This is a genomic window from Haloparvum sedimenti (genome assembly GCF_001462205.1).
Classification (GTDB): domain Archaea; phylum Halobacteriota; class Halobacteria; order Halobacteriales; family Haloferacaceae; genus Haloparvum; species Haloparvum sedimenti.
The window spans coordinates 74,407-93,769 of record NZ_LKIR01000143.1; the positions used below are offsets into that span (position 1 = coordinate 74,407).

Sequence of the window (19,363 nt, forward strand, 5' to 3'; positions counted from 1 at the left end):
GGCATGCAGTCGTGGAAGGACGGCGTCGTCGACCGGCTCACCGGCGGCGTCGAGAAGCTCTGTAAGGCCAACGGCGTCAACCTGGTCGAGGGGACCGCGACGTTCGCCGACGAGAACAAGGTCCGCGTCGCCCACGGCGGCGAGGGGCAGGGCTCCGAGAGCATCGAGTTCGAGCACGCCATAATCGCCACCGGCTCGCGGGCGATCCAGATCCCCGGCTTCGAGTACGCCGACGAGCACGTCTGGTCGGCCGAGGACGCGCTCGCGGCCGAGACGGTCCCGGACCGGCTGGTCGTGGTCGGCGGCGGCTACATCGGCATGGAGCTGGCGACCGTCTACGCCAAACTCGGCGCGGACGTGACCGTCGTGGAGATGCTCGACGACATCCTCGTCCCCTACGAGGACGACGTCTCCCGGGTCGTTCGCAAGCGCGCCGAGGATCTCGGCATCGAGTTCCACTTCGGGGAGGGCGCGAGCGGCTGGGAGGAGGCGCCGGACGGTGGCTACCTGATCACCACCGAGACCGAGGACGGCGAGGAGTCCAGCTACCCCGCGGAGAAGGTGCTCGTCGCGGTCGGCCGGCAGCCGGTCACGGACACCCTCGAGTTGGAGAACGCCGGGATCGAGACGACCGAGGGCGGCTTCATCGAGACCGACGACCGCACCCGGACGAGCGTCGAGCACGTCCACGCGGTCGGCGACGTGGCCGGCGAGCCGATGCTGGCACACAAGGCCTCGAAGGAGGGGATCGTCGCCGCGGAGGTGATCGCGGGCGAGCTGGCAGCGCTCGACCAGCAGGCGATCCCCGCGGCCGTCTTCACGGACCCCGAGATCGCCACGGTCGGCATGACCGAGGACGAGGCGGCCGAGGCCGGCTACGAGCCCGCGGTCGGGCAGATGCCGTTCAACGCCTCCGGGCGCGCGCTGACGACGGGCCACACGGAGGGGTTCGTCCGCATCGTCGCTGACGAGGAGAGCGGCGTCGTGCTCGGCGGGCAGATCGTCGGCCCGGAGGCTTCAGAGCTGATCGCCGAGGTGACCCTGGCGATCGAGATGGGCGCGACGCTCGAGGACGTGGCGGCGACGGTCCACACCCACCCCACCCTCGCGGAGGCGGTCATGGAGGCCGCGGAGAACGCGCGGGGGCAGGCGATCCACACCCTGAACCGGTAGTCGTCCACGGAGTCCCGAACTGCAGCGGACAGCACGGCCGCTCGCGGTCGTCGTTCCAAACGCCGGCGGGAGGCCGGCGTCGATACCACTGCCAAGCGGTACGACTCACGTCCCGGGCGGCAAGGAGCGATGAGTCACTAGGAGATAGCCTCCGAGATCGTAAATATTTTGTCGTTGGTACGAAATCCGCCCGCTCGACCGTTCTACCAGCCGTTCGGACGAACGTCGCCGGCGAAAGCGACGCCGTCCTCAGCCAATGATCTGAAACTCCCGGCCGGCCGCGGCGTCGCCGGGGAGCCCCCAGTAGACGAATCGGTGAACGCCGGGACCGAGCGCGGGGCAGACGCGCAGCCCCTCGGGGCCGAGCGCGGCGATCTCCGGCTCTCGGAGCCGGATCGACCACGCGTACCCCCCGCCGCTGCCGACCGTCCGCGCGTCGTCGGGGAACGCGGGGATCGTCCCGTCGGCGCCGCGGACCTCCTGCCAGCCCGCCTCCGTCCGGCGCTGGATGCTGACCAGTTCCTTCGGGCCGATCTCGATCTCGGCGTCCGAGAGGTTCCGGAGGGTGACCCGGAGCTCGTTGCCGTAGCTCTGTTGTGTCCCCTGTGCGGCCAGCTCGAAGCGGTGCCCGTCCGGCGTCCGCGCGGTGACGTACTGGACCGCGTCGTCGTCGAACGGCGGGACGAAGCGCTCGAACTCCTCGTCCGGGCACTCGAGGCTCGCGGGCGTTCCGGCGGGGCCTTGCGGACCGTCGCCGGCCGCGAAATCCAGACAGCCGGCGGTTCCGGCGACCCCCGCCCCGGCCGCGGACAGCAGCGCGCGTCGCGAGAACTCCATGGGCGGGGTAGTCGCCTCGGGGGCTTCAACGCCGCGACTCGGCGCGGCGACCGATCCACGCCGGACGGCTACCCGAGGATTCCGCCGATGGCGCCCGCGAGCGCGCTCGGGATCGCACCGAGAAACGTGAACGCGACCACGACGAGCAGGAGACTGCCACCGACCGCGGCACCGAGGGGGCCGAGCAGCCCCCCGGCCACGGTCAGCAGGATTCCGAGCAGGATCCCGGCGACGGAGCCGGCAAGCAGCCCGTGCCACGCCCCGCGGAGGAGCCCGCCCCCGGCGAGGTAGCCCGCAACGAACCCACCGACGAGCCCCGCCAGCCCGTGCCCCAGCACCGGAACGATGACGGCCAGTACCTCGGCGAGCAGCATCGCGGCGAATCCGTAGACGACGGCCTTCCAGTCGGTCATGGCGACCCCGAGACAGCGCGGCGAGAAAAGCCCCACGCAAAGTTGTGAATCTCTCCCCTGAGAATTATCAAAGGCACACAGACAAACCCCCATTTCTGTCAGCAGCGTTAATAAGTCCGCGCGGGCTACCGTCGCGTATGAGCGACACGAGCGGCCCCGACGACGCGGCGTCGGGCGGTCCGGGAGAGGGAGCTACCCTCCGGCTATCGGTCCCCGACATGGACTGCCCCTCCTGTGCTGGGAAGGTCGAGCGGAGCGTCCGCGGCCTCGACGGCGTCCGCGAGGTGGACCCGCGGCCGACGAGCGGCGTCCTGATCGTCCGGTACGACTCCGACCGGACGACGCCCGCGGCGGTCACAGGCCGCGTGGAGGCGGCGGGCTACGAGGTGGTCGACGAGCGGACGATGCGTCTGTCGGTCCCCGACATGGACTGTGCCTCCTGTGCGAGCAAGGTGGCGTCGGCGCTCGACCGCCCGGGCGTGACCGACGCCGAGACGAACCCGACCGCGGGAGAGGTGACCGTCACCTACGACCCCGAGACGGTCGACGAGGCGGACCTGGTCGCGGCCGTCGAGAGTGCGGGCTACGAGGTGGTCGAGGCGGGCGAGAACGCCGGCAGCGCGGGCGGGACCGCGTCCGCCACCGCGGCGTTCAGAACTCGCCGCGGTGTCGCGACCGGAATCGGTGCGGTCCTGCTCGCGGCGGGACTGGCGCTTGAGTGGGCCGTCCCGGGCGCGAACCCGCAGTTCGCGACGGTCGGCCCGTGGACGATCACGGGCGCGTGGGTCGCGTACGTGCTGGCGGTCGCGGCCGCCGGCCCGCCGATCCTCCGAAACGGCTACTACTCCGCGAAGACCCTGAGCCTCGACATCGACCTGCTGATGTCCGCGGGTATGGCGGGCGCGCTGGCGATCGACGCGCCGTTCGAGGCCGCGACGCTGGCGGTGCTGTTCTCGACCGCGGAGCTCCTGGAGCGCTTCTCGGTCGACCGGGCGCGGAACTCGCTGTCGGCGCTGATGGAGCTGTCGCCCGACACCGCGACGGTCCTGCGGGAGGGAACGGCGGGCGAGGGCGGCGAAACGGAGGAGACCGTCCCCGCCGAGGCGGTGGCTGTCGGCGAACGCGTCGCCGTCCGGCCGGGCGAGAAGGTGCCGCTCGACGGCGTGGTCGTCGCGGGCGAGACCGCGGTCGACGAGTCGCCGATCACCGGCGAGTCGGTCCCCGCGGACAAGGAACCGGGCGACGAGGTGTACGCCGGATCGATAAACGAGGCGGGCTACGTCGAGGTGGAGGTCACCGCGACCGCGGACGACTCGACCATCGCGCGCGTCGTCGACCTCGTGGAGTCCGCGACCGCCGAGGACACCGAGGCGGAGCGGTTCGTCGACCGGTTCGCGGGCGTCTACACGCCCCTGATCGTCGGCCTCGCGGTCCTCACGGTCGTCGGCGGGACGCTGGTCGGGGGCGGCGGCTTCACCCAGTGGTTCGTCCGCGGGCTGGCGCTTTTGGTGATCGCCTGCCCCTGCGCGTTCGTCATCTCGACGCCCGTCAGCGTCGTCTCGGGCGTCACCGCGGCGGCCCGCAACGGCGTCCTGATCAAGGGCGGCAGACACCTCGAGAACGCCGGCGGCGTGGAGACCGTCGCGGTCGACAAGACCGGGACGCTCACCACGGGCGAGCTGTCGGTCACCGACGTGGTGCCGGTCGGTCACGCCGACGAGGCCGACGTGCTCTCGTGTGCGGCCGCGCTGGAGCGCCGGAGCGAGCACCCCATCGGGAACGCGGTCGTCGCTCGTGCCGAGGAGGCGGGGCTCCCCGACCGCGAGGTGACGGGCTTCGAGGCGCTGACCGGGAAGGGCGTCCGCGCCGAGGTCGACGGCGAGACCCACTACGCCGGCAAGCCCGCGCTGTTCGCGGACCTCGGCTTCGACCTCGAACACGCCCACCTGCGCGCGGACGGCGGGTCGATGCTGGACGAGGAGGACCCTCTCGAGGGAGAAACTGCCGCCTGCGACCACGAGGCGGGCGCGTACGTCGACCTGATCAACGAGACGATCCCGCGGCTCCAGAAGGAGGGGAAGACGGTCGTCCTCGTCGGCACGGAGTCGGAGATCGAGGGCGTCGTCGCGGTCGCGGACACGGTCCGCCCCGAGGCTGCGTGGGCGGTCGGCCGCCTGCACGAGTTGGGGATCGGGCGCGTCGTCATGCTCACCGGCGACAACGAGCGCACCGCCCGCGCCATCGGCGAGCGCGTCGGCGTCGACGAGGTTCGCGCGGACTTGCTCCCGGACGAGAAGGTCGACGCCGTCCGAGAACTCCGCGAGGCGAGCGACGGCGGCGTCCTGATGGTCGGCGACGGCGTCAACGACGCGCCGGCGCTCGCGGCCGCCACGGTCGGCGTGGCGATGGGCGCGGCGGGCACCGACGCGGCGCTGGAGACCGCCGACGCCGCGCTGATGGGCGACGACCTCACGCGGCTCCCCTACCTCGTGGACCTCTCCGCGCGCGCCTCGCGGGTGATCAGGACGAACATCGCCGCCTCGCTCGGCGTCAAGGCGCTGCTGGCGCTCGGCGCGCCCTTCGGCTACGTCACCATCGCGATGGCGGTGCTGGTCGGCGACATGGGGATGAGCCTCGGCGTCACCGGCAACGCGCTCCGGCTGGGGCGAGTCGAGCCCGCGGAGCCGCCGGCGGACGCGGTCGCCAAACGATAAACGGGGAGTCGACGGACTACGCCGCTCGCCTTTCTCTCACCCGAGCACATTTATCCGGGCCGCTTGAACCGCCGCTCGATGGCCCTCCAACTCAGACACGCCCTGCTCGCACTGATCCCCGGACTCGGACTGGCGGCGGTCGTCGCCAGCTTCCCGATCGCGATCAACGCCGTCGACCTCGACATCGAGGTCGTCTACCAGCTCCAGCTGCTCCGGACCGTCGGCTTCGTACTGACGCTCGGCGTGGCGGCCGCCGCGGGCGCCGCGATCGCCCGCGACGGCGGCGTCGAGGCGGACAAAGCGGACGGCGGAACGGGCGCGGCCGTCGCGCCCCTGTTCGCCCTGTTTCTCGGCGGCGGCCTGATCGGCCTGATCGCCGGATACGTCGGTCTCGCAGTCACGCTGGCGGACGGCAGCACCGCCGGACCGGTGTGGGTACCGATCCTCACGCAGACGTTCCAGTCGGCCGTTCCCGTGGCAATCGCGGGCGTCGCGGGGGCGTCGGTCGCCGCGCTCCGGCGCGCCTGATCGGGTGGCCTTCTCTCCGGACAGAGATTCCGCCGACAGAAATTCCGCCGACAGAAATTCCGCCGACAGCCACTTATCTTCCGGCGGGGAACGGCGGGCATGGACATCGTCGAGGCCCTCCGCACCGAGGACGCGGCGGTCGCGGTCGTCGGGGCGGGCGGCAAGAAGACCACGATGTACGCGCTCGCGGAGCGACTCGACCGGGCCGTGGTGACCGCCGCCGTGCGGATCCCCATCTTCGACCCCCACGCCGCGACGGTCGCGGTGACCGAGGACCCGGTCGGTCGGCTGGCGTCCGCCGAACACGGGGAGTTCCCGCTCGGACTCGTCCCCGAGCGCGAGCGCGAGGACCGCTATCTGGGCTACGACGCCGCGGTCGTCGACGACCTGATCGCGGCTCACGACGGCCCGGTGCTCATAAAGGCCGACGGCGCCCGGATGCGCGAGTTCAAGGCGCCGAAGGAGACCGAGCCGCAGATCCCCAGCCGGACCGACGTGGTCGCTCCCGTCGCGAGCGCGAGCGTCGTCGGCGAGCCGCTGACCGGCGAGCTCGTCCACCGGCCCGAGCGCGTCGTCGCCGTCGCCGAGGCGGCGGGCGTCGAGGCCGCGCTCGGCGAGCCGGTCACCCCCGAGGTCGTCGGCGCCGTCCTCGCCAGTCGCGAGGGCGGACTGAAGGACGTGCCGGAGGGTACGACCGCGATTCCGCTCGTGAACAAGGTGGACGACGACGCCCGCGAGGCCGACGCCCGCGAGGTGGCCGCGGCCTTCCACGAGCACCACGACGGCGACGTACCGGTCCCGCACGTCGTTCTCGGCCGCCTGATCGACGGCGCGGTCGTGGACGCGGTCTAGCGGGTTTTTCTGTCAGCGGTCACGCCGGGCGGTTTCTCACTCCCGTGAGCCGGAGCGCTCCGAAGGGAAACCGGCTTGCTCCCCCGGCGCGAAGCCGCCGGTATGCCGACGGGAGCCATCGTCGCCGGGGGGCGCTCGACGCGCTTCGGCGACGCGGACAAGGCGGTCGCGGAGCTTGCGGGCGTCCCCATGATCCGACGCGTCGCGAACCGACTGGCGGGGACGGACGACCCCGTGGCACCGGGCGCCGCGCGCGCGTCGGGCGGCGACCCGGTCGTGGACGACCTCGTGGTCAACTGTCGCCCGGACCAGCGCGAGGCCATCGAGTCGGCGATGGCGAGCTATCCGCTCCCGGTGACGTACGCGCCCGACACCGAGCCGGATCAGGGGCCGATGGCGGGCATCCGGAACGCCTGCCGGGCGGCGCCCGGGGAGTACGCCGCGGTCGTCGCCTGCGACATGCCCTTCGTCGACCCCGCGTTCCTCGCGCACCTGTTCGACGCCGCGGCCGGCCGCGACGCCGCGGTGCCGCAGCTCGACGACGAGTGGTTCCAGACGACGCAGGCGGTCTACCGCGCGGACGCGATGGCGGACGCCTGCGACGCCGCGCTGGAGGCGGGCGCCCGGAAGATCATCGAGCCGCTGTTCGAGCTCGACCACGTCGTCGTCGGTGACGCCGAGATCCGCCGTATCACCGACGAGCGCACCTTCGAGAACTGCAACACGCGCGAGGAGCTGCTCGCCGCCGAGCGCCGGGTCCGCGAGGGGCGCTGAGTCGGGGAGCGGCCCGCACCGAGTACCCACCGCCGCGCCCGCCACCCGCCGCGCGCTATCGACGCCTATTCCTCCCGCCCCGCCCCAGCGCCGACATGCTCAACTACGTGACGACGAACGCCGGGAAGGTCCGCGAGGCCGAGGAGTACCTCGGGAACGAGTCCGTCGGCCAGCTCGACTTCGACTACACGGAGGTCCAGGCGCCCGAACTCGGCCCCATCGCCGCCCGCGGCGCGCGCGAGGCGTACCGCCACGCCGGCGAGCCGGTGCTCGTCGACGACGCCGGTCTGTTCATCGAGGACTTGGACGGGTTCCCCGGCCCCTATTCCTCCTACGTCGAGGGCACGCTGGGCGTCGAGCGCGTCTGGGAGATCGCCGAGGCGCTGGAGGACCGCCGCGCCTCGTTCCGGTGCGTGCTAGCCTACTGTGACGGCGAGGGGTTCGCCGCCAGTCCCGACCCGGTCGACCGCGGGGACCGCGTCGCCGCGGCCGCGGCCGGGCCGGACGCGGACGGTGAGGTCAGCGTGGAGGGTGGCTCGGCGGAGCCACTTCCGGTCAAGCTGTTCGAGGGCGCCGTCCCCGGGCGCATGGTCGCACCGCGCGGCGACGGCGGGTTCGGCTACGACCCCATCTTCGAGCACGACGGCGCGACGTTCGCGGAGATGGACGCCGCCGAGAAGAACGCCGTCTCCCACCGCGGCCGCGCGCTGGGGAAGTTCGCTGAGTGGTTCGCCGAGCGATAAGTCGTTTCAAGCGTTTTCGGCGGTCGTTTGTGCTACTGATCAGGTTCTGTTGCAGATTCTGTTGGTCGGGACAGCAACACCCAGAAATCCCCAGCCGGCTCTCCCTACTACGGATCTGTTTCTGTCTCAGTCGCAGATTCTGTTGGTCGGGGCAGCAACACCCAGAAAGCCCCAGCCGGCTCGACCGCGCCGGGCCTCGCTGCGCGCTCGCGCCTCTCCGCAACGCCCGGCGCGAGTGCTTACGTCGTCCGGGCGGGACCGAGCCGGCTGCCCCTTTCAGTCCCACCCGCACAGCACCGCACCTGCACCGCGACCGCAGCCTCTGGCCTCCCCAGCCTCGGCGGTGGCGCGGCCGCGGAAACCGCACGGCCTCGCGGCCGCGCCACCGCCTCCCTCGCGCGTTACTCGCGCGCCGACCGCACCGCCCTGCACAGCCAGCCCTCGCCCGGACGTTTTTCAGCGACGGGCGCGATTCCCGCCGTGAGTGCAGCCTGATCGCCCCGTCCGCAGCTCACCCCTGACCGGCTGTCGAATCATTGGACGGACACACGCGGCTCGACGACGAGATCAACGAACCACCTCCCCGCTCCCGCTCCCCCGCGAACCCTTTTGACCGATAGCGCGCCACCCCGCCGCGTGCCCGACGACTCCATCCCGGAGCGGGCAGCGGTCGCGCGACACGTCGCTCCGGGCGCGGTTCGTGTCGCCTGTTCGCCCTGATCCCTACGGTGCCGACTCGCCGTTTCCGTCTCGCGGCTCCCGGTCGGGTCCGGGGTAGTCGCCGTCCCGGACCTCCGGGTAGAGCCGCTCGGCGTCGAAGACGGCCGCGAACGCCCGCGGCTCGCGGACGCTGACCGGCACGCGGTCGCGCAGCGCCGCCCCCGCCCCGGCGCTCGTCAGCCGGTCGTCCAGTGAGAGAACGTGCATCGCGCCGCCCCGATAGGCGGAGCCGAGCGCCGGGTGGTCGTTCCGGGGGTGCGAAACCGGCTCGCGCCAGTCCGCGACCGCCGCGCGCCAGTCCGCCGCCAGCGACGCGTCCGTGGGCTCCGCGAGGTCCGCAACGACCGCCTCGGCGTCGTCAAGCAGCGCGTCGCTCGCCACCAGCGTCGTCCACGAGTGCCGCCACAGCGCCTCCAGTGCCGCCCGCGAGCGGCCGCCGACCAGCAGGTCCGCCGCGAGCACGTCCGCGTCCGCGACGACGCGCGCTGGGCTCGGCTCGGGCGGCGCCGGGGCCGCGCTCTCGGCTGCGTCGTCGTTCCGGTTCGCGTCGCGCTCCGTGTACCCGTCACTTTCCGTCCGACCGCGGACGCGCGCGAGCGCCTCGCTGACGTCCGCCTCGTCGGCGTCGACCGCGGCGGCGCGGCCGAACAGCGACTGCCAGTTCATGTGCGGTCAACGACCGCTTCGGACATCCAACTTGCGGAGCGTCGCCCACGCCGCGGCCCCGGCGACGAACGCCACGCCGACGTTCGTGAGGGCGCCGAGGAGTCCGACGCCGACCGTGACGAGTCGGTCATCCCCGGAGAGCGCGGTCCGCGAGAGGTCGGCACCGACGAGCACCAGCAGGACGCCGAGCGCCGCCAGTGGGAACGCCACCACCACGCCCGCGACGAGCGCCAGCAGGAGGTAGCCGATCCCGAGCAGGACGTTCGCGCCGCCCGTCCGCGCCCCGAAGGAGTGCTTGCCGGCGAGCCCACCGCTGCCGTGGCACATCGGCAATCCTCCGGCGGGGACCGACAGCAACGTCATCGCGCCCATGCTCCCCGCGAGCCGATCCGCGGACACCTCGCGGTCGAACAGGTCCTCACAGAGTAGCGCCGTCGCGACGGCCGCGTTGCCGACGGTCATGGCCAGCTGTGCGGCCGCGCCCTCGACAGCTCCGACCGAGAACGAGGGACCGCCGCCGGCGAACGGCGTGAGTGTCGGCGGTGACGGTGTCGGTACCCCGACCGCGCCGACGGCGACGGCGAACCCTCCGGCGAGCACGACCAGCGCGCTCGCCCTCCCGTAGCCGAGCGCGTAGAGGGCCACGACGACGATCGCCGCCGCGACCGCAACCCCGGGCGCGCCGACCGCCAGCTCGGCTCCGGTGACGACGAGCAGCAGCCCCACCGCGAGCTGGATCCCCCGGACGACCGGCAGTCCGACGGCGCGCTCGACGACGCCGACGACGCCGAACCGCCCGGCGATCAACAGGACGACGCCCGCGAGAAGTCCCCCGGCGACGAGTTCGCCGTAACTCATCGCGCCGGCGATGGCCAGCCCCGCGAGCGCCTTCATCGGCTCGACCGAGATGGGGAGCCCGTAGACGATTCCCCACACGATCTGGAAGACGCCGAACGCGACCAGCGCGTGCGGGAGCGACAGCGGCGTCAACACTCCGAGCGCGACGACGATCGGGAGAACCGTAACCGAATCCCCCAACGCACCGGTCAGCTCGTCGGCGTCGAACCGTATCTCACGGGCATCCGAAAAGCGCGTTGTAGCCACGCATATGGGTTCTTCCGAGGATACGTGAACGTTTTCAGAAAACGAACGGAGTTGTCCCCGACCCGCGAGTCAACCGAACGCGATTACCTCAATCCCGGAATTATTATGTGTCCGCGGTCAACCGATGTATCTATGCCGAAACAACGACGCGAGTTCCTGAGCGCTATCGCGGGTGCGACGGTCGTCGGAAGCGCCGGGTGTCTGGGATCGGGACAGAGCGCCGGGAACGGAACCGAAGACGGAACCGAAGACGGAAGCGGGAGCGGAAGCGACGGCGGCAGCGTGCCGCCGGTCGCGGAGGAGACGCTCACGCTGACCACGACGACGAGTACCTACGACACCGGACTGCTCGACGCGTTGAACAGCGCGTTCACCGAGCAGTACGGCGCGGAAGTCGAGGCCGTGGCGCAGGGGACCGGCGCGGCGCTGGAGACGGGGCGGAACGGCGACAGCGACCTGGTGATGGTCCACGCGCGGTCGCTGGAGGACGAGTTCCTCCGCGAGGGGTACGGCGTCAACCGCCGCGACCTCATGTTCAACGACTTCGTGATCGTCGGGCCGTCCGACGACCCGGCCGGCATCGGCGGGATGGAGTCCGCGGCCGACGCGTTCGCCACCATCGCGGAGACGGAGTCGACGTTCGTCTCCCGCGGCGACAACTCCGGGACGCACACGAAGGAGCTCATCATCTGGGAGGAGGCGGGCGTCGAACCGAGCGGGGACTGGTACCGCGAGGCTGGCGCCGGGATGGGCGACGTGCTCAACCAGGCGAACCAGACGCCCGGCTACACGCTCGCGGACCGCGGGACGTTCATCTCGATGCGGTCGGAGATCGACCTCGAGATCCTCGTGCAGGGACCCATCGAGGGCGGCCCGGAACTGCTGGCGAACCCCTACGGCGTCATCGCGATCAACCCCGGCGTCCACGAGAACGTCAACTACGACCTGGCGATGTCGTACATCGGCTTCATCACGAGCCCGGAGGGTCAGCAGGTCATCGAGGACTACACGATGAACGGGGAGCAGCTGTTCTTCCCGGAGGCGGTCTCCGAGGACCCGAACTTCCAGCAGTACGTCCCGGAGGGCTGGAGCGCCGACGACTCGTGAGATTCATGACGGAACGCGTTCGGATCGGTAGCGTATGACTCCGACCGTCGCGGCGCTCGTCGAGGCGACCCTCGCGCTCGCGACAGTCGACTCCGGGAGCGCCGCCGACGTGGTCGCGAGCGCCGCGCCGCTGCTCGTCGAGTTCCCGTTCCAGCGGAACTACATCACGAGCATCGTCCGCGTCTCCCTGTACGTGAGTCTGACGGCGGTCGCGCTCGCGACGCTGGCGAGCGTCCCGGTCGCGCTGCTCGTCGGCTTCGTCGACTTCCCCGGCAAGCGGCTGGTCGTCGCCGTGATCAACACGGGGATGGGGTTCCCGAGCGTCGTCGTCGGCCTGCTGGTGCTGGTGTTGGTCTCCAATCAGGGACCGCTCGGGCCGCTGGACCTCGTGTTCACGAAGGAGGCGATGATCATGTCCCAGTTCGTGCTCGCGTGGCCCGTCATCACCGGCGTCAGCCTCGCCGCCGTGACGAGCGTCGAGGACGGCGTTCGGGACGCCGCCCGTGCGATGGGCGGGACGCGGGTCGACGTGGCGCTGGTGACGGTCAAGGAGGCCAGGTACGGGATCGTCACCGGCGTGCTCGCCGGCGTCGGCCGCGCCATCAGCGAGGTCGGCTCGGTGTTCATCGTCGGCGGCAACATCGCCAGCGCCGACGGCACCTCCATCACGCGGACGCTCACGACCGCGATCCAGTTGGAGGCGCGGCAGGGCCGGTTCGAGACCGCGATGGTGCTCGGCGCGATCCTGCTCGTGTTGGTGCTCGGCGTCAACGCGATCGTCCTCCGGCTCGGCGACCAGCGGGGTGGACGATGAGTCAGTCACGGGAAACCGAGCGGGAGAGCGAGGCGGCGACTGAGGTGCCCCACGACCGCCACCGCGCGGGCGAGCCGGTCGTCTCGTTGGACGGCGTCGCGCGTCGCTACGGCGAGGAGGCGGTGTTCGAGGACGTGAGCATCGACGCGCGGCCCGGCGAGACGCTGGCGATCATCGGCCCCTCGGGCGCCGGCAAGTCGACGCTGTTGCGGATGTTCGGGCTGTTCGAGCCACCGGACGAGGGACGCGTTCGCGTCGACGACATCGACGTGTGGACCGTCGGCGAACGCGAGCGGCTCGCGGCCCGCCGCCGCGTTGGGACCGTGTTCCAGGAGGCGAACCTCTTCGACGCCTCCGTCCAGCGGAACGTCGCCTACGGGCTCCACGTCCGCCGGCGATGGCCCGAACGGCTCCGAGAGTCGCTCCGCCGGTTCGTTCGGACCGATCCGCCCGAAGCTGTTCGAGACGCGCTGTCGACAGTGGGGTTGGCCGACGCCGCGACCCGCGACGCCGACTCGCTGTCGGGCGGGGAGGCCCAGCGCGTCGCCTTCGCTCGCGCGCTCGCGTACGACCCCGACGTGTTGCTGCTGGACGAGCCGACCTCCGACCTCGACCCCCGGAACACCGCGGTGCTGGAGAACGCGGTCGAGACCGCCCGCGACAGCGGGATGGCCGTGGTGATGGCGACCCACGACATGCACCAGGCCGAGCGGGTCGCCGACCGCGTCGCGGTGCTGCTCGACGGCGGCCTCGTTGAGGTCGGCCCCGCGGAGCGGCTCTTCGAGAACCCCGACGACCCGCGGACCCGGAAGTTCGTGGACGGTGACCTGGTGTACTGAGGAACCGATATCGGTTTCTACATCCGAGAAACGAAAACGCCGAAGGTTACTCGATCCGAAACGGTTTCGGCGGACGCCGCCGAACCGACCGGTATGCCGACCCGTCGTCGGAGCGTGATCGCCGCCGGCGGCGGACTGCTCGGTGTCTGCGGGGTCGGGCTCTCGACGCTGTCGACGGCCGGCGACCGCGACCCGGCGAGCGGCCATTCCCGTCTCGTCGTGGGCACGACCCTGTACGACTCGGGACTCGCCGAGGAACTGGCGGCCGCGGTCGCCGAGACGTGCCCCCACCTCGCGCCGGCGCCGGTGCCCCGCGGGACCGGGGCCGCGCTCCGGGCGCTGGCCGCGGGCGACGTCGCCGCCGCGATAGTCCACCATCCGCGTGCGGAGCGGCGGGCGGTCGCCACCGGGGACGCCGTCGACCGCCGGCCGTTCTGTGTCAACGACTTCCTGCTGGTCGGTCCGCCGGGAGACCCCGCCGGCGCCGCGGACGCCACCGACGCCGCGGCCGCGTTCGACGAGGTCGCCGCGGCCGGCGAGCGGTTTCTCTCCCGCGGCGACGACTCCGGAACCCACGCCCGGGAGCGGCGGATCTGGGACGCGGCGGACCGCGACTCACACGGCGACTGGTACGGGGAAACCGGGAGTTCGATGGGCGAGACGCTTCGGATCGCCGGGTCCGTGGGCGCGTACACGCTCGTCGACCGCGGGACGTTTTTGGCGCGGCGCGGCACGGTCGACCTCGAGACGGCCTTCGCGACCGGCCTCGACTCCCCGTCGGAGCTTCTGCGAAACGTCTACAGCGTGCTCCGCCCGCCGCCCGACCGGGTCGACGAAGCGGGCGTCGCTGCGGGGCGTGCGATCGCGGAGACGCTCGCCGGCGACCCGGGACGAGAGGCGGTGCGGGGGTTCCGGGCGGACGGCGAACGGGCGTACCGGCCGGTCGAGGGAACAGACTCAAGCGACCGGCGGCGCTCCGTGAAGCCGTGACCGACGAGGACCCGGAGGGCGAACCGGCCGCGACCGCCCGCGCGACCCTCCGCCGGAGCGGGATCGCCTTCGACGCGGACGACGCCGCGCTGCTACGGGCCGTCGCCGCGGAGGGGTCCGTCGCGGGAGCCGCGGCGACGCTCGGCCGTTCGCGGGCGCGTGCGCTCGCCCGACTGGAGACGCTGGAGGGCGCGTTCGGCTCGCTCGTGGAGCGAACGCGCGGCGGCGCGGGCGGCGGCGGGAGTCGACTCACGGACCGCGGCGAGGCGGTGCTGGCGCGGTTCGACCGCCTCGAACGCGGGCTCCTGCTGTCCGCTCGGGCACCGGAGACCGCGCTGGACGGCGAGGTCGTCGACGTGGACGGCGAACTGGCCAGCGTGGCGACGGTGATCGGCGACGTGCGCGCGCTCCACGACGGACTTCGTCCGGGCGACGCCGCGCAGGTTCGAGTGGGGGCGGACGCCGTCACGCTTCAGGGTGCCGACGCTACGCCCGCGGCCGACGAGACGAGCGCGCGCAACCGCTTTTCGGGGACCGTCGCCGCGGTCGAGCGCGGCGAGACGGTCGCGACGGTGCGCGTTCGCGTCGCGGAGACCGACGTGACGCTCGCGGCGCTCGTCACGGTCGCCAGCGCCGACAGGCTCGCTCTCGAACCGGGACGGGGCGTGACCGTCAGCTGGAAGGCGACCGCGACGGCGGCCGTGGCGCCGCCGTGACGGAGCCCTCTCCCCCCTCTCCCCGGTCCGAGTCCGCCCGACTCAGGCCGCCTCGGCCGCCGTGAGTTCCGCGCGCACGTCCGCGACCGCCTCGGTGGCCGCCAGCAGCGCGATCCGGTCGCCCGCCTCCACGACCGTGCCGGGGAGCGGGATGGTCAGCGACTCCCGGTCGCGGCCGTGCGCGTAGATGCGCCCGCGGTCGCCCAGGTCGATCTCGTTGACGTGCGCGCCGACAATGGGCGCGTCCTCGGGCACGGTCAACACGAAGATCTGGAGCCCCTCGGTCAGGTCCGCGATGGCGTTGAAGTCGCCGCCCAGCAGCGCAGTCTTCGCGCCCGCGGCGCCCAGCCGCTCGGGGTAGATCACCTCGTCCACGTCGTCGGAATAGCGCTCGTAGACGGCCGCCTCCACGTCCTCGCTCACGCGCATGACCGTCCGCGTGGCGTAGTCGCCCGCGATCAGACAGATCTGGTGGTTCGTCTCCGGATCGCCGGTGAAGCCGCCGACGGCGTCCGCCTCCGCGACGCCCGCCTCCTGGAGCGTCGCCTCGCGGGCGCCGTTCCCCTCCACGACGCGGAAGCCCCGCTCCCCCGCGCGCTCGACCTTCATGCGGTCGTTGTCGACCACGACCACGTCGTGGCCCTCCTCGTCCAGCACGCGGGCGACCCGGGAGCCGACCCGACCGTATCCGACGACGATGACGTTCATGGAAGTCCGGTACGGCGGGCCGGGGCAAAAGTATGGGTGGTGGTGACACGCCGCGAGGGACGAACGCGGCCGATTCGACGGCACCACGGCTGGTGCGACGACGCCGCGACCGTTCGCCGTCGTCCAGCGCGCCGGTCCGGCTTCCGGGCGAGTCAAAACTATTTATTGACCACCTGTGTTAGCGCCGGTATGGTTACCGTCCAGTCGCACGTGCGTCCCGGCGGAGCGGTGAACGAGGACCTCGTCCGGACCCACGGGAACGCGGTCGTCGTGCTGGACGGGGCGACCGGACTCTCGGACCGGAGCGTCACCGACGCGGCGTCGGACGGGCGATGGTACGTCGAAGCGCTCGCCGAGGAACTCGGGGACCGGATCGACGAGGGTGGGGGTCGGGGCCTGCGGGACCTCGCCTCGGAGGCAGTCGCGGCGGTCGCGGACAGGTACGGCGACCACCCGGGCGCCGCCGAGCAGGACTCCCACGAGGTCCCCTCCGCGGCCGGCGCGGTCCTTCGTTGGGACGACGACCTCGAGTACCTGGTACTCGGCGACTGCGGGGTCGTCGTCGACGCCGGCCCCGAGTCGAGAGCGGTCCTCGGCGAGGGGCCGCGCGAGCTCGACCGGCGGGTGGTCGAGGAGATGGTGGCGATCCGCGAGGCGGCCGACGGCGCGGTCTCCTACGAGTCGCTCCGCGAGCGCGTGCACCCCATGCTGGTCGACCACCGGAAACGGAAGAACCGCGAGGGCGGCTACTGGACGTTCGGGCTGGACCCGTCGGCGGTCGACCACGCCGCGACCGGCTCCCTCGACCGCCGCGACGCCGAATTCGCGGTCGCGTTCACGGACGGGTTCGAACCGGTGTGTACGACCTACGACGCGTTCGCGGACTGGTCGACGCTGGTTCCGTACCTCCGAACGGACGGCATCGAGCGGGCGGTCCGCATCCTGCGTGCCTTCGAGGAATCCGACCCCGAATGTCGCGAGTATCCCCGTCTGAAGCCGTCCGACGACGTCGCGGTGGCGACGGTCGACCTGAGCGAGTGACCCATGGCCGAACTGAGCGACGACCTCGTCGACCGGATCGAGGCGCGAGCGGACGAGTCGGGGACCGACGACCTGATCGAACTGTTCGGGGACCTCCCGCCCGAGACCGACCGCGAGTGGGAGCTCGCGCTGACACGGCTGATCGAGGTCGCCCCCGACCGCAAGGAGGACCTCCGGAAGGTCTTCGAGTCGGACGACTTCGGCCAGTCTGACCCCGAGACCGTCCGCTTCGCCGCGTTCTTCGCCTACTGCACGTTCCTCCGGCGACGCGGGAACATCAGCGAGTTCGGCCGGGTCCTCGAGAAGCACGCGGAGTTCGACGACCACCCGATGTACCCGCACTTGCAGGGGCTCCAGGCGAAACAGCTCCGGACCGGGGAGAGCTACGAGCGCGCCATCGAGTACGCCCGACGGGCCCAGTCCCGCGTCGGCCCCGATCACGCCGGCGTGAACCACGCCTACGTCACGGCGATCGTGCAGGCGCTCGAGGAGGACAAAGAGGAGTTCCTCGAGACGCCCCGCGAGCAGCTGCTGGAGGAGGCCGAAGAGATCATGGACCAGCTCATCACCGAGCCGGTCTACCCCAAGTTCAAGGTGACCCTCGGCCGGCTCCGCGCCCTCCAGGGCCGGTACGACGACGCGATCCGGCAGATCAATGAAGGCATCGACCTCGAGGACGACTCGAAGGACAGCTACGTCCTCCGCGTCAACAGCTACCGCAACCACGAGTCGCGGGTGTACCTCGACAAGTACGTCGACGAGATCCAGCGCCGGCAGGACCAGCTCAAGGGGGACGTCGACGACGCGCTCGAGGCGGTCGAGACCGCACAGGAGGAGTCGAAAGACCAGATCAAGAAGCTCCAGGGACAGACGCTGCAGTTCCTCGGGTTCTTCGCCACGCTGCTCGCGGTCATCATCTCGACGGTGACGATCACGCTCGAGTTCTCGATCCTCCCCGCGACCGCCCTGATCGTCGTGCTGATCGGCGGGCTCCTGATCGCGTTCGGCGGCTTCACCGTCATGCTCCCCGTCGACCGGGCCCTGCGGAAGGGCTCCGCGCTGTTCCTCATGGGGCTTTTCACCGCCGGGCTGGGGTTCGCCGTCGCCGCCAGTATCGCGGGCGTCGTCTGAGGCAGCTCGACCGGGTTACGGTCCCGACGCCAGCAGCTCGTCGAGGTGGCGGGCGCTCCGCTCGACGTACGCCATGTTCGGCGTGGTCACCTCGACGGAGGCCGAGCCCGTCCAGTCGTCCGGCAGCGCCGAGAACAGCCGCGCGAAGTCGATCGACCCCGCGCCGAGGGGCAGGTGCTCGTCCGCGGCGGTCCGCGTGTCGTTGAGGTGGAGGTGCGAGACGCGGTCCGCGTGGGCCGCGAGGAACCGAGCCATCTCCGCGTCGTCGTGGCCGTCGATCCGCGCGTGTCCGGTGTCGAACGTCATCGACGCGCCGGTCCCCTCGATGAGCCCGGGCACGTCGTCGGTCGCCACGAGCGCGTCGTAGACGTTCTCGACCGAGAGCGTCGCGTCCAGCCCGGCCTCGGCGGCCCGCGCGTCCAGTTCCTCTATCGACCGCTCGACCCGTGCCGCGAGTCGCTCCCCGCCGTGCGCCCGCTCCCACGCGAGCGCGGTCGGGTGAAGCACCGCCGTGTCGGCCCCCGCCCGGTCCGCCGCCCGGTGGCAGGCGTGTAGCTCCGCGACGACCGCCTCGCGGACGCCGTCGAACGGCGACCCGAGGTCGAGCCCCTCGAACGGCAGATGGACCGCGAGCCCGGTCCCCTCGTACCGCTCCAGCAGCTCCCGGCCCTCGCCGGAGAGCCACTCGCGGTCGGTCGCGCCGTCCAGCATCACCTCGACGTAGTCCAACCCGACCGCGTCGGCCGCCTCGAAGTACCCCGCCACGTCGTTGTCGGGCTGCGTCACGACGCCGCGCTCGACGTTCATACCTGCACCGTGGAGCCAGTCGGTGGTAAGCCTCCCGCCTTCGCGTCCCGTCCTCGTCGTGGGGATCCGCCGGTCGGCGACGACGCTGGCGGAAGTTGATGCGAGAAAAAGCCTAGGCCGGGATTTGAACCCGGGGTCTCGTCCTTACCAAGGACGCGCTTTACCGCTAAGCTACCCAGGCGCTCAGGGTGCGTACACTCCGCTTTTCCGCCTTCTGCATCCGATTCTATTACACAGCCGTATAAGAATCTGATGAAACCCCTCCGGGCGTGCCGTACCGTGACGTGCCAATCCGCTATTCCGGGAGGTAAAGCGAAGTCGTCTCCCACCCTCGATGTGGCGATCTGCAGGTGTCATCCACAAGCTTCGAATATCTCGCCTGAGGGATTTTTGAAGGCTCGCTAAGTCATCTCAAGATATGGCACAGTTGATATACCATTCAGAGGATGACGACGACCGGAGCGAATCTCCGTTCGACAAGACCATTCGAGAGATAGCCGATTCAGACTCCGTATGGCTCGTTTGTCCGTATATCAGCCCGAACTATCTGAGAAGTATCCTCGCAAACACGGACGAGTGGAGGGTAATAACGGCTGTGTTGAATCGCTGTAAGGCGTAGAGATTCACTGTTTGACGAAGCGCTTGATGTTATAGACGACACACATCAGCGCGATTTCGCGGAATTC

19 protein-coding genes and 1 tRNA gene are annotated in these 19,363 nt (G+C 71.2%); 13 read left to right on the forward strand and 7 right to left on the reverse strand.

Annotated features, from left to right (window positions below; all coding sequences use genetic code 11):
- Window positions 1-1,173: dihydrolipoyl dehydrogenase (gene lpdA / locus AN233_RS15785; RefSeq protein ID WP_245626095.1), on the forward strand; the 1,173-nt coding region annotated here is incomplete at its 5' end.
- Between the two features lie 249 nt (window positions 1,174-1,422).
- Here the strand turns inward: lpdA and AN233_RS15790 are convergent.
- On the reverse strand, window positions 1,423-2,010 hold the full coding sequence (locus tag AN233_RS15790; RefSeq protein WP_058367715.1) for a hypothetical protein: 588 nt from the start codon (window positions 2,008-2,010) through the stop codon (window positions 1,423-1,425).
- Window positions 2,011-2,078: 68 nt separating this feature from the next.
- Window positions 2,079-2,423 (reverse strand): DUF5518 domain-containing protein, encoded by a 345-nt coding sequence (locus tag AN233_RS15795; RefSeq protein ID WP_058367716.1) that lies wholly within the window; start codon window positions 2,421-2,423, stop codon window positions 2,079-2,081.
- Window positions 2,424-2,560: 137 nt separating this feature from the next.
- Here AN233_RS15795 and AN233_RS15800 point away from each other — a divergent pair, with 137 nt between their 5' ends.
- The 5 genes from AN233_RS15800 to AN233_RS15820 all read left to right on the forward strand — a co-directional run bounded on the left by AN233_RS15800 (window position 2,561) and on the right by AN233_RS15820 (window position 8,034).
- Entirely contained in the window at window positions 2,561-5,137 is a 2,577-nt protein-coding gene (locus AN233_RS15800) for a heavy metal translocating P-type ATPase (RefSeq protein ID WP_080508504.1), read from the forward strand.
- Between the two features lie 78 nt (window positions 5,138-5,215).
- Complete coding sequence (locus tag AN233_RS15805) at window positions 5,216-5,665, forward strand: hypothetical protein (protein WP_058367717.1); 450 nt, start codon at window positions 5,216-5,218, stop codon at window positions 5,663-5,665.
- A 99-nt stretch (window positions 5,666-5,764) separates the two neighbouring features.
- Window positions 5,765-6,517: a selenium cofactor biosynthesis protein YqeC gene (gene yqeC, locus AN233_RS15810; protein WP_058367718.1), complete on the forward strand. Its 753-nt coding sequence runs from the start codon at window positions 5,765-5,767 to the stop codon at window positions 6,515-6,517.
- A 102-nt stretch (window positions 6,518-6,619) separates the two neighbouring features.
- Entirely contained in the window at window positions 6,620-7,291 is a 672-nt protein-coding gene (locus AN233_RS15815; protein WP_058367719.1) for a molybdenum cofactor guanylyltransferase, read from the forward strand.
- Between the two features lie 95 nt (window positions 7,292-7,386).
- Complete coding sequence (locus AN233_RS15820; RefSeq protein ID WP_058367720.1) at window positions 7,387-8,034, forward strand: non-canonical purine NTP pyrophosphatase; 648 nt, start codon at window positions 7,387-7,389, stop codon at window positions 8,032-8,034.
- Window positions 8,035-8,757: 723 nt separating this feature from the next.
- On the opposite strand, the gene AN233_RS15825 is transcribed toward AN233_RS15820, so the two are convergent.
- Together AN233_RS15825 and AN233_RS15830 are read right to left on the reverse strand one after the other, a co-directional pair.
- Complete coding sequence (locus tag AN233_RS15825) at window positions 8,758-9,420, reverse strand: DUF7384 family protein (protein WP_058367721.1); 663 nt, start codon at window positions 9,418-9,420, stop codon at window positions 8,758-8,760.
- Between the two features lie 6 nt (window positions 9,421-9,426).
- Window positions 9,427-10,524, reverse strand: coding sequence for a putative sulfate/molybdate transporter (locus AN233_RS15830; protein ID WP_058367722.1), 1,098 nt, complete (start codon window positions 10,522-10,524; stop codon window positions 9,427-9,429).
- A 132-nt stretch (window positions 10,525-10,656) separates the two neighbouring features.
- Here AN233_RS15830 and AN233_RS15835 point away from each other — a divergent pair, with 132 nt between their 5' ends.
- From AN233_RS15835 to AN233_RS15855, 5 genes are all read left to right on the forward strand, one after another.
- Window positions 10,657-11,631 (forward strand): substrate-binding domain-containing protein, encoded by a 975-nt coding sequence (locus AN233_RS15835; RefSeq protein ID WP_058367723.1) that lies wholly within the window; start codon window positions 10,657-10,659, stop codon window positions 11,629-11,631.
- Window positions 11,632-11,665: 34 nt separating this feature from the next.
- Window positions 11,666-12,445 (forward strand): ABC transporter permease, encoded by a 780-nt coding sequence (locus AN233_RS15840; RefSeq protein ID WP_080508505.1) that lies wholly within the window; start codon window positions 11,666-11,668, stop codon window positions 12,443-12,445.
- Window positions 12,442-13,284, forward strand: coding sequence for an amino acid ABC transporter ATP-binding protein (locus AN233_RS15845; protein WP_080508506.1), 843 nt, complete (start codon window positions 12,442-12,444; stop codon window positions 13,282-13,284). The genes AN233_RS15840 and AN233_RS15845 overlap by 4 nt, the downstream gene beginning before the upstream one ends.
- A gap of 93 nt (window positions 13,285-13,377) precedes the next feature.
- On the forward strand, window positions 13,378-14,274 hold the full coding sequence (locus tag AN233_RS15850) for a substrate-binding domain-containing protein (RefSeq protein ID WP_058367724.1): 897 nt from the start codon (window positions 13,378-13,380) through the stop codon (window positions 14,272-14,274).
- The gene (locus AN233_RS15855; RefSeq protein ID WP_058367725.1) at window positions 14,271-14,990 is read left to right on the forward strand and encodes a TOBE domain-containing protein; all 720 of its coding nucleotides are present in this window, start codon (window positions 14,271-14,273) and stop codon (window positions 14,988-14,990) included. Before AN233_RS15850 ends, AN233_RS15855 begins: the two co-directional genes overlap by 4 nt.
- A 42-nt stretch (window positions 14,991-15,032) precedes the next feature.
- On the opposite strand, the gene AN233_RS15860 is transcribed toward AN233_RS15855, so the two are convergent.
- Window positions 15,033-15,698 (reverse strand): potassium channel family protein, encoded by a 666-nt coding sequence (locus AN233_RS15860; RefSeq protein WP_058367726.1) that lies wholly within the window; start codon window positions 15,696-15,698, stop codon window positions 15,033-15,035.
- Between the two features lie 189 nt (window positions 15,699-15,887).
- Between AN233_RS15860 and AN233_RS15865 the strand changes: the two genes are divergently transcribed.
- A complete protein-coding gene (locus AN233_RS15865; RefSeq protein WP_058367727.1) occupies window positions 15,888-16,739 on the forward strand; it encodes a hypothetical protein in 852 nt (283 codons plus the stop codon).
- A 3-nt stretch (window positions 16,740-16,742) separates the two neighbouring features.
- A complete protein-coding gene (locus tag AN233_RS15870; protein WP_058367728.1) occupies window positions 16,743-17,870 on the forward strand; it encodes an MFS transporter in 1,128 nt (375 codons plus the stop codon).
- Window positions 17,871-17,885: 15 nt separating this feature from the next.
- Here AN233_RS15870 and AN233_RS15875 read toward each other — a convergent pair whose 3' ends face one another.
- Both AN233_RS15875 and AN233_RS15880 read right to left on the reverse strand, forming a co-directional pair.
- A complete protein-coding gene (locus AN233_RS15875) occupies window positions 17,886-18,677 on the reverse strand; it encodes a sugar phosphate isomerase/epimerase family protein (RefSeq protein WP_058367729.1) in 792 nt (263 codons plus the stop codon).
- Window positions 18,678-18,786: 109 nt separating this feature from the next.
- Window positions 18,787-18,858, reverse strand: a tRNA-Thr gene (locus tag AN233_RS15880).
- Window positions 18,859-19,363: the final 505 nt, after the last annotated feature.